Raw genomic sequence first — 15,589 nt, 5'->3', positions numbered from 1 at the left:
GAATAGCACTCCCCCTCCGTCACCCCAAGTATGCGTGAGGCAGTTGCGCACGGAAAGCAGACATGAAAAGCTAACATACAAACTGTTGCCCTAACGTTTTGTTTCTTTTCCGATTCAATCCGCAAGGATATAGAGCGCGCCATGACCACGGATTTTTCTGCCCTTCCTCCTCGCATCGGGAGCGTGCTCGCCTCCATTGCCAGCATGTCCTCCACCGGCACCCCGGCGGAAGGCACCAACCCTGTCATGGGCACGGCCCTGCGACTCAGTGAGGCTCTGGAAAGTGGGGCAATCACGTTTGAAGATGTCACCCAGATGGTGCGCACCCTGCGCGACCAGGCTTTTTTAAGCCGCTCACGCCGCCTGCACCGCTATGTGGGCGGTGCTACGCTCGATACCGCACAGGACAAGCTGCGCCATGTTGCCGAGCAGCTTTGCGCCAGCCTGCCCACGCCCTCCTTTACAGCGTATAGCCAGCTTGTTTCCTCCATCCGTTTTGCCGCCGTGTTTACGGCCCACCCGACCTTTGCCCTGAGCAACCCGGTGTACGAAGCACTGGCCCAGAGCGCTTCGCTCGATATTCCACCCGAAACCGCACCGTTTTTTGCAACCCACCGCCGCAGCGTTCACCCGACGCTGGAGGAGGAGTTCACGCTGGCCGTGCAGGCCATTACCCGTGCGCGGGACGCCATAGACCAGCTTAACGCCGCCCTGCTCACCACTGCCAAAAATATCTGGCCGCAGGAATGGACTACCCTTTCCCCCCGCCCCGTCATTGCCACAAGTTGGGTGGGCTACGACACGGATGGCCGCACGGACATAGGCTGGTGGGACACCCTGCGCCTGCGCCTGCGCATGAAGCTGTTCCAGCTTATGCGGCTCGAACGCCAGATTGCCCACGAAGGCGTTCTGGCCCCCGAACTGACAGAGACACTCCAAAAGGCCATAGACTGCGTAAAAGCCCAGATTAGCGCAGTTCCTAACGGTGCAACGGATGGGCAGGCGGTAGCCCGTTTTGCCGAACTGCTGGTGAATGGCCGCACAACAGCGCTGATCTGCGCATCCGACCTGAGCGCGCTTTTACAGACCGCCATTGAGAGTGCCCCCCCTTCCGCCCAGCTCCCCCTTGCGGTGGCGCGTGCCGGGTTTATGGCCCATGGCCTTGGGCTGGCGCATACCCATGTCCGGCTGAACGCCAGCCAGATCCATAACTTCGTCCGCCAGAAGCTGAACCTGCTGGACGACCCGACCAATCCGGCCCAGCGCCGCGCCCTGCTCAACCGGGTGAACGAGGCGCTGGAAAGTGTAACCCCCGTCCCGGTGGACTTTGGCGCCCTGCTCAGCGATCCCTCATCGGCCGGGCGGCTGATGATGACAATCGCCCAGATTGTCAAATACGTGGATTCCGATACTCCCGTCCGCTTCCTGATTGCCGAGACCGAAACCGGCTACACCCTGCTGACCGCATTGTGGATAGCCACCTATTTCGGGGTAGCCGACCGTATTGAAATTTCGCCGCTGTTTGAAACAGAAGACGCGCTGGTCAAAGGCGAACATATTGTGGAGGAAGCCCTCCGTTCCCCCCTATGGCGCGATTACGTGCGCCGCGTCGGGCGGATATGCTTCCAGTTCGGATACTCGGATTCCGGGCGTTATATTGGCCAGCTTGCTGCCTCCTACCAGATCGAGCGGCTGCGGCTACACATCCACGACCTGCTGGTACGCTGGGACCTGAGCGATGTTGAGGTCGTATTCTTTGACACGCACGGTGAAAGCATAGGCCGCGGCGCACACCCCTTCCGCATGTCAGACCGGCTGGACTACCTCTCTCCCGCCCATGTGCGGAAGCGCTTTGAAAGCTCGAACATCCACTGCCGCGAGGAAACCGCTTTTCAGGGTGGGGATGGCTACCTGCTGTTTGGCAGCCCGGAACTGGCCACCGCCACCATAGCCACCATTGCGGAAAACCTGTTCCTCAGCGACCAGCAGAAAAGCGACCCCATTTACGACCACCCGGACTTTTCGGCAGATTTTTTCTCCAGCGTGATCGACAACATGAAAGAGCTGGTCGCCGACCCCGGTTACGCGGCCCTGCTGGGGGCTTTTGGCCCATCCCTGATTGACCGCACCGGCTCCCGCCCACCCGCGCGGCAAAGTGCGGAGGCCGCAACCCGTAGCCGGATCACGCATCCCAGCCAGTTGCGGGCCATCCCAAACAACGCCATTCTCCAGCAGCTTGGCTGGTGCGCCAATACCTTGCAGGGTTTGGGGGCCGCCGCCCAGCGCCACCCGGAAACGTTTGAAACACTCAACACCTCCAGCCCCCGCTTCCACCGCGCGCTGGACTTTGCCCGCCATGCCCTCGCCTGCTCGGATGACAAGGTGCTCAAGAGCGTTGTGTGCATGCTGGACCCCGGCTTCTGGCTGGACCGCGCAACAGAGGAAACATCTCCCAAGCGCCAGAAAGCTTTTCTGGCCCTTATGAGCGGGCTGGAGGGCCTGAACCTGTCTGCGGAACTGCATACCATGTTCCGCCGTATTCAGGCCGACCACCTGGCCCTGCGTGAAGCATGGCAGCATGCCCCGCGCACGGAGCCGCGTATTCGCCTGCTCCATGCCATACGGATCATGCTGATCGAGCGCATCTGGCTGCTGGCGTGCCGTATCCCCTTCTTCATGCCACGTGGCGGCTTCAACCACGAGATGATGATGCAGCATATCCTGTGCCTGGATATCCCTACGGTTCTGAAGGAAATGAAGTTCATCTTCCCCACAGGCACCGGACCGTCCGATCTGGACTTCCACGAACCCCGCGGCCCGCGCGAAGAAGGGATTTACGTGCGTGAACACCGCGACATCTTTGCCCCCATGGGCCAGATGTTCGAACTCATGCGCGAAATCAGCGTAGCGCTCATGCATGATATTGGTGAATTTGGCTAACAGCCCCTATCAGGGCGGCAAACGCACCATCGTTTGCCGCCAGAAAGCCTGACCAGCACAGCCCCCCCCCTCCCTGCCGGGAAGGCCCATGCGGCGCTCAGATGCCGCCACAACGGAAACGGGAACCGGAGCCAGCGCTCCCTCCCCCTTTCCCTCTTCCAAAATCCGGAACCGTTAGGGCCGCATGGTCCTGTGCTGCCCAGACATCCACGCAACAAAAAAGCCGCCTCCCCGAAGGAAGGCGGCCTTGATGTGTTTTCAACCCGAAGGATGAAAAACTTAGCGGGACTGCGCCATGATTTCGTCTGCCACGTTACGCGGCACCGGATCATAGTGATGGAACTGCATGGTAAAGGACGCACGGCCCTTGGTCATGGAACGCAGGTGGGAAATGTAACCGAACATTTCCTTCAGCGGCACATGTGCACGAACCATAACCGTGGAACCCGAAGTTTCCTGGCTCTGGATCATCCCACGACGGCGGTTAAGATCGCCCACCACGTCACCAACGTGATCGTTCGGGGTGGTCACTTCCACGTCCATGATCGGTTCCAGAATAACCGGACCAGCGCTCTTCATACCTTCACGGAAGCAGGCCTTCGCAGCGATTTCAAACGCCAGCGCGGACGAGTCAACGTCATGGTATTTGCCGTCAAGCAGGGTGAACTTGAAGTCAACCGTGGGGAAGCCAGCCAGAACACCTGTGGAAGACTGCATGCGGATCCCTTTTTCCACCGCAGGAATGTATTCCTTCGGCACGGTACCGCCAACAACCTTGTTCTCGAACGAAATACCAGCGTTCCGGTCAACCGGCTCAAAGGAAATCTTCACTTCAGCGAACTGGCCCGAACCACCAGACTGCTTCTTGTGGGTATAGGTTTCCGTATGCGGTTTGGAAATGGTTTCGCGGTATGCAACCTGCGGCGCACCCACGTTTGCATCCACACCATATTCACGACGCAGACGGTCGATGATGATGTCCAGATGCAGCTCGCCCATACCGGACAGAATGATCTGGCCCGTTTCCTGGTCGGTCTTGAGGTGCAGGGAGGGGTCTTCACCAGCCAGCTTCTGCAGGGCCAGTGTCATCTTTTCCACTGCGTCCTTGGTTTTCGGTTCGACGGAAATGTCGATAACCGGAACCGGGAAGGACATACGTTCCAGCACAACCGGATCGGCAGCATCGGCCAGCGTGTCACCCGTCTGGGAGTCTTTCAGACCCACGAACGCAGCAATATCACCCGCGTGCACTTCGCTCAGTTCCACGCGCTTGTCAGCGTGCATCTGATAGATGCGGCCAATACGTTCCTTGTGGCCCTTGGTGGTGTTCAGAACGGTGTCACCGGTCTTGAGAACGCCACGATAGACGCGCACGAAGGTCAGCGTGCCGTACTTGTCGTTGATGATCTTGAAGGCCAGACCAGCAAACTTGCCATCGGGATCAACCGGCAGAATGGGCTGGGATGCTTCGTCTTCGTCCTCACCTTCGGGGGGGGCGCAGCGAATGCCTTCAACGTCGTTAGGAGCGGGCAGGTAGTCAACAATCCCGTCGAGCAGGGGCTGCACGCCCTTGTTCTTGAAGGCCGTACCACACAGAACCGGACGGAACTCGCCCGAAATGGTGCCTTTTTTGATGCAGCGCTTCAGGGTTTCGACAGAAACGTCACCCTTTTCGAAGTATTCTTCCATGGCGGTTTCATCAACAGCCAGGGCCGTATCCAGCAGGTTCTGGCGTGCTTCGGCAGCCTTTTCCTTCAGGTCGGCGGGAATTTCCTCATCGTGGAACTTCGCACCCAGTTCACCACCTTCCCAGATGATGGCCTTCATTTCCACCAGATCGACAACGCCGAGGAACTGGTCTTCCACACCGATGGGCAGCTGAAGGGGGATAGCAACGATGTCCAGCTTTTCCTTCAGCGTGTCGAATGCACGGTAGAAGTCTGCGCCGGTACGGTCGAGCTTGTTGATGAAGATGATGCGCGGAACGTTGTAACGGTCAGCCAGACGCCAGTTGGTTTCAGACTGCGGCTGAACACCGGCAACACCTTCGATGATGAACACGGCGCCATCGAGCACGCGCAGCGAGCGGTTCACTTCGATGTTGAAGTCGATGTGTCCGGGGGTGTCGATGATGTTGATCCGGTGCTCTTTCCAGTCACAGGTCACGGCGGCGGAGGTGATGGTAATACCACGCTCACGTTCCTGGGCCATGTAGTCTGTGGTGGTGTTACCTTCGTGCACTTCACCAATCTTGTGGGACACGCCGGTGTAGTACAGAATGCGTTCGGTCGTGGTTGTCTTACCCGCGTCAATGTGCGCGGTGATACCGATATTACGGATCTTGGACAGATCAGTTGTGGCGGACACGAAAACCTCCAGAAAACAGGTAAGGCGCGACAGGAACAAACCTTCGCGCCTGTGGCCGCCGAACGCCTTGAACGCCCCCTGAAAATTACTGCTTTCAGAAAGCTGGCTGCCGGACACCGGCCGATAGACAAAAGCGTCTGACAAGGAGTGGCAGACGCCTGAACCGCAGAAACCGGGTTCTGTCACCTAACGTGGCAGACCCCGGTTCCTACGGAATAGACAAAGCCCTGAATCAGACGCCTGCGGCAGCCTGCTTCTTGGCCTGCACGCGCAGAACGCGACGCTTGATGACCTGTGCTTCCGTGGGGAGCTTGCGGTTAGGCGTGCTCAGCAGGAAGGAATCCAGACCACCATTGTGTTCAATGGTGCGCAGGCCACGTGCGCTAACGCGCATATGGACGGCGGAGCCCAGAATTTCGGACGTCAGGGATGCTTCCTGCAGGTTAGGCAGAAAGCGACGACGGGATTTGTTGTTGGCATGACTGACGTTGTTTCCGGTCAGCACGCCTTTGCCGGTGATCTGGCAACGACGGGACATTGTCTCATCCTTGTCTTAAACAAAAAAGGAACTAGAGGGCCGAGACAAACGCCCGGCGACCACATTCAGGATTGGCGCGGCTTATGACATCAGCCATCGCATTCAGTCAAGGGTTGAAGCTCAGGCTTTCTCGCTTTCCTCACCACCATCGGCCAGAACGGAGGCGTGAACATCACCCAGACGCACGCTTTGCGCGGCAGAGTCGAGAATGCGCAGGATGGTTTCCTTGTCCATGCTGCGGGCCATCACACCCAGCGATCCGCCAAGCAATGCCGAGGCCACAGCCAGTGGCGGGAACTTCTCATTCCGCAAATGGTCAATGGCGTGTTCGATCACCATTGCGCAGCGGGCAAGGTCTTCGGGCACTTCGGGGCGCTGTCCGGCATGTGCTGCATTTTCCGCCCCTGTCGTGGCGTGTGCGTGGGTATCCGCCATGTTTTTACTCCTTACGTTCTTTGCAGCATCTGCCGGATTCGGCGGGATGGCAACAATCGGCAGGTCAGCCCTCCCCCGTGGCCTGCGCAGCCCACATGGCTGCGTACTGGCCCTGTGCCGCCAGCAACTGCGCATGTGTACCACGCTCCACAACCAGCCCCTGCCCCATGACCAGAATTTCGTCCGCATCCACAATAGTGGAGAGCCGGTGAGCGATCACAAGGGTTGTCCGGTGGGCGGAAACGGTTTTAAGCGCTGCCTGAATTTCTTTTTCCGTATGTGTGTCCAACGCGCTGGTGGCCTCGTCAAGCACAAGAACGCGTGGGTCTTTCAAAATCGTGCGGGCTATGGCCACGCGCTGTTTTTCCCCGCCTGAAAGCTTGAGCCCGCGCTCGCCCACCTGTGTTTCGTACCCTTCGGGCAGGGTCATGATAAAATCATGGATCTGGGCCAGCCGGGCAGCCTCCTCCACCTGCCCGGGAGTAGCTCCCAGACGCCCGTAGGCGATGTTGTAGCCTATGCTGTCATTGAACAGCACGGTATCCTGCGGGACAACGCCTATGGCCGCACGCAGGTCCGCCTGACGGTATGAGCGCACGTCATGCCCATCCACCATGACCGCCCCGGACCATGTATCGTAAAAACGGAACAGCAGGCGGCTTATGGTGGATTTACCTGCCCCCGTACTCCCCACAATGGCCACCTTGTGCCCCGGCTGCACATCAAAGCTGACGCCGTGCAGTATCTCCCGCTCGGGGCGGTAGCCAAAATGCACATCACGGAACGCCACCTGTGCCGGGGCAGAGCCCGCCAGCCGCGTGGCAATGGGGAGCGGGCTGGCCGGGTCCGCCACTTCCACCACCTCTTCCGTCAGGCTGAGCATATGCTCCAGATCGACCAGAGCAGTGCGGATACCCGAATACACGGAACCCAGAAAGTTGAGCGGACCATAAAGCTGGAGCAGGTAGGTGTTGACCATGACAAACTCACCTACCGTAATGCGCCCCACCTCCACATCATGCCCTCCCAGCAGCATGATTGCGGCAAGGGATATGGCAATAATGGCCGCCTGACCAAAGTTGAGCACCCCTAGCGAGTACTGGGTTTTCATGGCTGCTGTTTCGTAGCGGGCCTGCGCGTTGTCGTACCGCCGGGCCTCATGCTCCTCGTTGCCAAAATATTTTACGGTTTCGTAATTGAGCAGGCTATCCAGCGCCCGGCCGGACGCCTCGGTGTTGGTGTCGTTCATACGGCGGCGAATGCCCAGCCGCCACGAGGTAAACCGGACTGTAAACACAATATAGGCCGTGATCATGAGCGCGATCATGAGCACATAAGCCCAGTTGAACAGGTGCCAGATCACCCCCATCACCAGCAGGGCCTGCAAAATGGTAGGCGAGAGGGACATGAGCATGCGCAAAAGCGTTTCCACCGCTTCCGTGCCACGCTCTATGGCGCGCGTAACGCCCCCTGTGCGCCTGTCCAGATGGAAGCGCAGGGAAAGCTTATGCATATGCGCAAAGCTGCGATAGGCTGCCTGCCGCGCCACACGGAAACGCACGGGCGCGAACAGGGAATCCCGCAGGTTGGTCAACGCACCGGACACAAGGCGCACCAGACCATAGCACAGGATGAGCAACGCTGGCGCCATGGCCAGACTGTTGGGGTGCACAAACCTGTCCACCACCTTGCTATACACAATGGGCACTGACAGCGTGGCCAGTTCTCCGGCCACAAGAACAGCCAGCACCAGCGCCATGCGCCAGCGTAGCGTCCTGTTCTCCTGAGGCCACAGGTAGGGCAACAAACGGGCAAACGTATAGGAAACCGGCCTATTAAGTGGGCCAGACACTGCTCTACGGGGGGACATGCCCCCGGATGTGGCACGTCAGGCAGTTTTTGCAACCCCCCGCCACCTTGCCATGCCCCTTTTATGACCCGATAACAGCATTCGTGTCTGGCACAGCAAGAACAGGACCTTTGCCCTTATGCCCTCCCATGCCAACCCGTTCCTCCGCCACCTGAGGGACTGCAACACGGCTACTCTTCCGGGTGGGCGCGCCCCCCTTACCCTTGGCGGCACACCCTCTGGCTGGCTGGCGCCAGAATTGTTCACCCGCATGGAACAGGCTGGCTTTGGCACGCCAGACAAAGGGTTTGACATGCCCCACCCCAAGGGGCTTGAAGAACTGGGAGAAGACCTTGCCAGAGAGGGGTTTTACAAATCCCACCACGAACTGTTCGATGTTTACACCGACATGGACCAGCCCGTTGTGGGCCGTATAGACCGCGGAGCGCTCCCCCTGTTCGGGTTTGTGGCCACGGGTGTGCACATGAACGGCCTTGTCCGCAAGGCGGACGGGCTGCACCTGTGGACCGCGCGGCGGGCGGCCAACAAACGGCTGGACCCTTCCAAGCTGGACCATCTGGTGGCGGGCGGCATGCCCGCAGGCCACACCCCGCATGAGGCACTGGTCAAGGAAGCGGCAGAAGAAGCCAGCATACCCGGCCCACTGGCGGAGCAGGCCGTGCAGGTAGGACGACTTGTCTACGCCCTGAACCGCCCCGAAGGCCTGCGGCGCGATATTTTATACTGCTACGACCTGTACCTGCCCGAAAGCTTTGAGCCGACCGCCGCCGATGGCGAGGTGGAAAGCTTTGCCCTGCTCCCGCTCAGCGAAGCTTACCGCATTGTGCGGGACACGGATGAGTTCAAGTTCAACGTCAATCTGGTGCTGATCGACCTGTTCCTGCGCACCGGGCTGATTGACCCTTCCAGCCCGCAGGGCCTGGAACTGCGTACCGGGCTGGACAAAGGACTATCGCCCGCCAGCCCGGGCCGGAACGTGACGTCAGGCTGAGTAGCGGGCGTTAGCACAGGCGGAGGCCTCGGCCTCCGCCTCCTTCAACCCGGCCAGCAGACGTTCACGGATTTCCTCCAGCCGCTTCTTGTCCGTAATCTTCAGGCCGAACAGGTCCTTGACGTAGAACACGTCCACCGCCCGCACGCCATAGGTGGTAATATGGGCAGAGGCGATCTGGAGGTTCTCCCGGCTCATGGCCGCGGTAACGTCATGCAGCAGGCCGGGGCGGTCACGCCCGTTGACCTCGATAACCGTGTAGGTGTTGGACACGCCATTATCCACCACCACACGCGGGGGCACATGAATAGCCCGCATGCGCAGCGGCATATGGCCAAAGCCTGCCCGCGCAATTTCGGCCCCGATATCAAGCTGCCCGCTCAACCCCTGCTCGATCAGGGATGTCAGGCGTGCAAGGCGATGCGTTTCCTCATACGCCTGGCCTGATGTGTCCTGAATCCAGAACGTATCGAGCGCCATGCCGTGGGTCATGGTGTGGATGCGTGCATCCACAATGGAGGCCCCGGCCAGCGCCAGCGCCCCCGCAATTTTGGAAAACAGGCCCGGCACGTCCACCGTATAGACGGTGACCTCGGTCACGCCCCGCGCGGGCAGAGGCAGAACCTCCACTGTAAGGGGGGCACCGTGCGCATCCGCATCGCGGATCAGGCGGGCATGGCGGCTGTGGGTCTCGTAATCGAACGACAGCCAGTACCCCGCGTAACCCAGCCCCAGAAAATGCTCGATATCGCGCTGGGGTACACCCTCTTCACCCAGAATTTCGGCGGTTACATTCTTGGCGTGGCGCACGCGCACGTCGCGCTCGGTGGTGGACAGGCCACCGGCCAGAACTTCCGCCACACGCAGGTACAGCTCCCGCAGCAGGGTTGCCTTCCACGCGTTCCACACGCGCGAGCTTACCGCGCGCATGTCCACAATGGTCAGCAGCAGCAGCAGGCGCAGCCGCTCGGGGGACTGCACGATATCCGCAACGTCCAGAATGGTTTTGGGGTCGTCAATATCGCGCTGGAAGGCGGTATGGCTGAGCAGGAGGTGGTGCAGGACCAGCCATGAGACTGTTTCCGTCTCCTCCCCCGACATGCCAAGGCGGGGGCAGAGTTCGGCGGCAATTTCGGCCCCGATTTCCGAATGGTCCCCGCCACGCCCCTTGGCCACATCATGCAGGAGCACGGCCATATACAGCGCGCGGCGCGAATGCAGGCCCTTGATCAGTTCATACGCAATGGGAATTTCGTCCGCCATGCGCCCGGCGGCCACTTCGTCCAGAATACGGATGGCTTCTACCGTGTGCTCATCCACCGTGAACACATGGTAGGTGTCAAACTGCATCTGCCCGACAATACGCGCCCAGTCAGGAATAAGGCGGCCAAAAATCCCTGTCTCGTTCAGGATATGGAGCCAGTAGGAATGGCCCGATGGCGGATGGCTGCCATAGGCGGCGGAATAGACCGGCGAGGTCTCCTCCGTAGGAACTGGCGGAGGCAGGGCCACCCCACGCCTGCGCGGGCGCTGCTCCTCCTCTGCCGTGTCTCCACACAACAGGTCGAGGAAGATGCGCGCGGCCTCGGGGTTGTCGCGCAGGGTAATGGCCCGGCGCTCCCACCGGATAAGCTGGTGCCGCGCCAGCGGATGCAGTGGACGGCGGCGCAGGCGCGCCCAGTCCAGAATCTGCATCATTTTAATGGGGTCCTGATCAAAGGACACGCCCCGATCAGGCAATATCTGCCCATCGAGCAGGGTAAAGCCTGCCTCACGCATGGCTTCGTCCGGCTTGGCGGCATTGGCCACCGGACCTTGCGCCTGCCGCAGCACAGCGGGTTCGAGCACATGGGTCAGACGCATGACTTCCCGCGCGGTCAGGAAGTAGTGGCGCATAAACCGCTCCACCCCGTTCTGGCGGCCGTGGCGGGTGTAGCCCATGCGCGCGCCTATAACGGGCTGCATGTCAAAGGTCAGGCGTTCTTCTGCCCGCCCGGCCACGTAATGCAGGTGCAGGCGCACGGTCCACAGGAAGTCCCACGACCGGCGGGCACGGGCGGCTTCCTGCTCGGTCAGCAGGCCCATCCATATAAACTCCGGGGCCAGCAGGTCCCGCACATGGCGCGTGCCAAAAGTGTTGCGACACATCCAGTACAGGGTCTGCAGATCCCGCAGGCCGCCCCGGCCTTCCTTTATGTTGGGTTCGACCAGATAGGGACTATCCCCGAACTTGCGGTGCCGCTCCAGCCGTTCACGCCGCTTGTCATGAATAAAGCCCGCAGCCCCCGCCTCCACGCAGGAGAGGATGTAGCGGGCCTCGAACATGGCGAACAGCGCCATATCCCCCTCCAGCAGGCGCGCGTCCAGCAGGGCGGTACGGACCGTTGTATCCTTGGATGCCTCGGCAATACATTCATCTATCGTGCGCGTGGCGTGGCCGACCTTGACCCCCAGGTCCCACAGAAAATACAGCACATACTCAACTATGGGATGAGCACGCTCACCCGCGTCCTGCGCGATCAGGAACAGCAGATCAATATCACTGAACGGGGCCAGCAGCCCGCGCCCGTAGCCACCCGTTGCGGCAACGGCAAACCCCGAACGCCCCCCCACGGCGGACGGCGCATCCACCGTAGTCGCCCGCACGGCCAGATCCACAATGGCGCGCAGCATGACATCGGCAAAAGTGGCGAGCGTTTTGGCCGCAGCCGCCCCCTTGAGTTCATACTGCTCAAAGCGCTTGCGGACATCCGCCTGATAACGCCCCAGATGCCGCCGGAAAATGGCCACGGCCTCATCCCGCGGGGGGATGGCGGCATCATCTGGTGTGGCGTCCCGCAACTCCCGCGTCAGGCACGCGGCAAGGGCTTCTGGCGTCAGGGTCGCCAGAACGGACATGTCGGTCTGCTGCCGGGCGGCAGCCTGTGCGGAAGAGGTGGGCATAGGGTTACGGGTTCAGCTCCTGAGAACAGTCGGGGATTGGACGGGATCAGCCGCTAGCAGGTGTGTCTGTCTCCTGCCCCGCCTGCCTGCGCAGGTCGTACAGAATATCCAGCGCGGCTCTTGGGGTCAGACTATCCGGGTCAATCTCCATCAATCGTTTCTTTAACGTATTTTCGCATGGTGGAGGTAATGTCTTCTGTGTGTCAAAAAGCGGTAATGGTTCAGGTATGGTATTTTCAGCACGTTCAAGTTCACGCAGCAGCCGACCAGCCCGCTCCACCACGCCTACAGGCACGCCAGCCAGCCGCGCCACATGTACACCCCAGCTTTTTTTTGCTGATCCTGCAAGCACTTCGTGCAAAAAAACGATCTGCCCACGCCACTCACGCACCGCCATTGTATGCAGGCACAAACGGGGCAGAGTATCGACCAGCCGCGAAAGTTCGTGGAAGTGGGTTGCAAAAATTGCACGACAGCGCACCGTTGAATGCAGGGCCTCCAGCACCGACCAGGCAATGGCCAGCCCGTCCAGCGTCGCTGTCCCCCGCCCGATCTCATCCACCACCACAAGCGAGCGCGGACCAGCCTGATTGAGAATGGCGGCGGTTTCGGTCATTTCCACCATAAAGGTGGAGCGCCCGCGCGCCAGATCATCCGATGCGCCAACACGGGAGAACAACTGGTCCACAACCCCGATGCATGCGGAATCCGCCGCTACAGGAAAGCCCCCCTGCGCCAGAATGACCGCCAGCGCCGTCTGCCGCAAAAAGGTGGACTTGCCGGCCATGTTCGGCCCTGTCAGCAGCATGACGCGCCGCTCTGGGGCCAGTACGCAGCCATTGGGGGTAAAGCGCGTCCCCCGTGGCAGGGCCGCCTCCACCACAGGGTGGCGGCAGCCTTGCAGGTCAAACGCCGTATCCTCACGCACGTCGGGCCTGCACCATGTTCCACCCGTGGCCAGTGCCGCGCAGGACTGCAACACATCCAGCACCGCCAGCGCCTGAGCCAGTGCGGGCAGTTCCCTCTCGGCCAGCACTCTGGCCGTCAACTCCGCAAAAACCTGCTTTTCGCGCTGGGCAGCTTTTTCCGCCGCCTCCGTAATGCGTATGTTCAGGCTGGCCAGTTCCTCCGTTGCGAACCGGGCCATGCTGGCCGTGCCCTGCCGCAGAATGAGGTCTGGATGATCCTTGAGCCGCGCACTGGCCCCCACAGGCACTTCCATAACGTAGCCAAGCTGGGCGTGGTGGCGGATCTTAAGGTTGGAAACCTCAAACCGGGTTGCGTACTCCGTCTGCAAGGCGGCAATCAGGCGACGCGAGTTATCACGCAGGGCGCGGTGTTCATCCAGTTCCCGGTCATAGCCTGCGGCAATCACTCCGCCATCATCCAGCCGGGCGGGCAGTTCTTCCGCCAGTGCCGTGTGCAACTCGGCCTCCAGCGCGCGGGCCGCACCCAGCCAGCCCATGGCATGGGCCAGAACCGCAGGAAGCTGGGCGACATCTCCTCCATCCGGCCCGGCCAGAATACGGGCCGCCTCACGCGCGGCATGCAGCCCATCGCGTATACCTGCCATATCACGCGGCAGCCCCCGCCCGAGCGAGAGCCTGCCCAGCGCACGGGCAATATCGGGCGCTTTTTTCAGCGCATCGCGCAGTGCCGCACAACGGGCCACGTGGTCCTTGAGCCACCACCAGCCTTCCTGCCGGGCGGCAATAGCCGCTACCTCCGTGAGCGGAGAGGCCAGCCATTCCGCCAGCATGCGCGCCCCGGCAGCGCTGACCGTACGGTTGATGGCTGTAAACAGGGTATGTTCCACCCCACCATCGCGCGCGCGCAGAATATCCAGACTGGCGCGGGTAGCCGGGTCTATGCCCAGTACGCCATTCTGGCTTTGTGCAATGGGGTGGGTCAGCCGGGGCAGCTTGCCCGCCTGCGAGCGGCGCACATAGTCCACCGCCATGGCAGCCGCCACACTCTCCTCGTCCGAAAAAGTGCCAAAGGCTTCAATACTCGCCACATCAAAGGCTGCGGCCAGACGCTGGCGGGCACTGCCGGGGGCGGGTAATGTGGCCTCGGGCGCACGCCGGGCTTCATAATCGCCCAGTTCCACGGCAGCACCGGCCAGAATTTCAGCCGGGTCCAAACGCCCCAGCAGGGCGGGCAAGGCAGTGGCGGGCAGGCTTGCGGTTTCAAACAGGCCGGTGGACACGTCAATCCACGCAGCGCCAAGCGGGGCTGCACCCTCCGCTGGCGCATCCTTGCGGCGTTTGCCTTTATCTGCCCCGGCAGGGCAGACCAGTGCGAGCAGCAGGTTGGAGCGGCCCGGCTCCAGCAATTCATCCTCCGTGAGCGTTCCGGGCGTTACCACCCGCACAATGCCACGCGCCAGTGGCCCCTTGCTGGCGGGCCGCCCCTTGCTCGGCACCTCGGTCTGCTCGGCCACCGCGACCCGGAACCCCCGACGGATCAGGCGCGACAGATAGGCCGGGGCCGCAGCCACAGGCACGCCACACATGGCTATGGGCTCGCCCCCATGGTTGCCCCGGGCGGTCAGGGCGATATCCAGCGCGGCGGCGGCGGCCGTGGCGTCATCAAAAAACAGTTCATAAAAATCGCCCATGCGAAAAAACAGAAGGGCTTCGGGATTTTCCGCCTTGAGCGTGAACCACTGCGCCATGGCTGGCGTAGCGCCATCGGGAGAGATACGTGTCATGCCTGCATCATAAAGCTACAATTCGTGGGAGCAACCGCCCAGCTCTTTGCATAGCACTGCCTGCTCCAGCCAGTGTGCGGCCGTTGCAAGCGGGTGGTGCCAACTGGGAACATCCCCCTCCGGGGCAGGCTGCCGGACAATCCGGACCGGAGGGTACCACACACTGCGCTCCAGCGCACCGGGGGAAGCCGCAGCCCCTGCGGGAAAGGCAGAGGCCGCTGCCCAGCGCCAGTCCCCTGCATACCGGTTCAACAGCAGGGTGGGCTTGCCCAGCAGCCCCGCCAGATGAACAATCATGGTGTCCACACTCACCACCACATCCAAACCGGCTATGATCCGGGCTGTGACCAGCAGGTCCCCCACTGGCAGGGGGCTGAGTGCTAGCGGCACACCCTCCAGCCGCGAACAGGGCTGCAAAGCCTGAAAACTCACACCCTTTACAGCAGCCAGCCCCATATAGCGCAGGCACTGCAAGGCATCGCCCAGCCCCTGCTCGGCATAGAGCAGCCCGGCACCTGTCGTTGTGCACCCATCTCGATCGCCAATACGCGCGATGCTCTGACCGACCATTTGGCCGACAATCCGAGCTTGCGAAGCGTTCTGGAAGCCAGCGTGGAAACGGCCTATCGCCGTGCCCGCCGTGACGCGGCTCTGGAAACTGGCCTATCAGAAAACACCTTCCCGACGGCCTGCCCGTGGACCTTCAGCCATATGATGGATGAAGGTTTCTGGGCAGAACCTGATATTTTAGGCAGACTCTTGGAATAATATGTAACATATCCTTGACAAGTT

General features: G+C 61.1%; 10 protein-coding genes. 3 read left to right on the top strand and 7 right to left on the bottom strand.

Annotated features, from left to right (window positions below; all coding sequences use genetic code 11):
- Positions 1-141 precede the first annotated feature (141 nt).
- The gene (locus AB2L51_RS03380) at positions 142-2,940 is read left to right on the top strand and encodes a phosphoenolpyruvate carboxylase (protein ID WP_395581288.1); all 2,799 of its coding nucleotides are present in this window, start codon (positions 142-144) and stop codon (positions 2,938-2,940) included.
- A 279-nt stretch (positions 2,941-3,219) separates the two neighbouring features.
- Here the strand turns inward: AB2L51_RS03380 and fusA are convergent, their stop codons facing one another.
- The 4 genes from fusA to AB2L51_RS03360 all read right to left on the bottom strand — a co-directional run bounded on the left by fusA (position 3,220) and on the right by AB2L51_RS03360 (position 8,087).
- Complete coding sequence (gene fusA, locus AB2L51_RS03375; RefSeq protein WP_166112683.1) at positions 3,220-5,307, bottom strand: elongation factor G; 2,088 nt, start codon at positions 5,305-5,307, stop codon at positions 3,220-3,222.
- 232 nt (positions 5,308-5,539) lie between these two features.
- Positions 5,540-5,845, bottom strand: coding sequence for a 50S ribosomal protein L28 (rpmB, locus tag AB2L51_RS03370; RefSeq protein WP_166112302.1), 306 nt, complete (start codon positions 5,843-5,845; stop codon positions 5,540-5,542).
- Positions 5,846-5,965: 120 nt separating this feature from the next.
- On the bottom strand, positions 5,966-6,280 hold the full coding sequence (locus AB2L51_RS03365) for a hypothetical protein (protein ID WP_395581289.1): 315 nt from the start codon (positions 6,278-6,280) through the stop codon (positions 5,966-5,968).
- Positions 6,281-6,344: 64 nt separating this feature from the next.
- A complete protein-coding gene (locus AB2L51_RS03360) occupies positions 6,345-8,087 on the bottom strand; it encodes an ABCB family ABC transporter ATP-binding protein/permease (protein ID WP_395581453.1) in 1,743 nt (580 codons plus the stop codon).
- A 181-nt stretch (positions 8,088-8,268) separates the two neighbouring features.
- On the opposite strand from AB2L51_RS03360, the gene AB2L51_RS03355 reads away from it, so the two are divergent.
- On the top strand, positions 8,269-9,141 hold the full coding sequence (locus AB2L51_RS03355) for an NUDIX hydrolase (protein WP_395581290.1): 873 nt from the start codon (positions 8,269-8,271) through the stop codon (positions 9,139-9,141).
- Here AB2L51_RS03355 and AB2L51_RS03350 read toward each other — a convergent pair.
- The 3 genes from AB2L51_RS03350 to AB2L51_RS03340 are packed head-to-tail and all read right to left on the bottom strand — an operon-like array spanning position 9,133 to position 15,367.
- Entirely contained in the window at positions 9,133-12,084 is a 2,952-nt protein-coding gene (locus AB2L51_RS03350) for a [protein-PII] uridylyltransferase (protein ID WP_395581291.1), read from the bottom strand. The two genes, AB2L51_RS03355 and AB2L51_RS03350, sit on opposite strands and share 9 nt — an antisense overlap.
- A 46-nt stretch (positions 12,085-12,130) precedes the next feature.
- Positions 12,131-14,797 carry a DNA mismatch repair protein MutS gene (gene mutS, locus AB2L51_RS03345; RefSeq protein ID WP_395581292.1) on the bottom strand — a complete coding sequence of 889 codons (2,667 nt, stop codon included), beginning with the start codon at positions 14,795-14,797 and terminating at the stop codon, positions 12,131-12,133.
- A 15-nt stretch (positions 14,798-14,812) separates the two neighbouring features.
- Positions 14,813-15,367 (bottom strand): hypothetical protein, encoded by a 555-nt coding sequence (locus AB2L51_RS03340; protein ID WP_395581293.1) that lies wholly within the window; start codon positions 15,365-15,367, stop codon positions 14,813-14,815.
- Here AB2L51_RS03340 and AB2L51_RS03335 point away from each other — a divergent pair, their 5' ends adjacent.
- On the top strand, positions 15,368-15,565 hold the full coding sequence (locus AB2L51_RS03335) for a DUF29 family protein (RefSeq protein WP_400920703.1): 198 nt from the start codon (positions 15,368-15,370) through the stop codon (positions 15,563-15,565). It begins immediately after the preceding gene.
- The last annotated feature ends 24 nt before the right edge of the window (positions 15,566-15,589 follow it).

Origin of the sequence: Acetobacter fabarum (assembly GCF_040702925.2) — a bacterium.
In the GTDB taxonomy this organism is placed as follows: Bacteria; Pseudomonadota; Alphaproteobacteria; order Acetobacterales; family Acetobacteraceae; genus Acetobacter; species Acetobacter fabarum_B.
The sequence above is the reverse complement of the archived record's forward strand: the minus strand, read 5'-3'. Positions and strand labels throughout refer to the sequence as shown.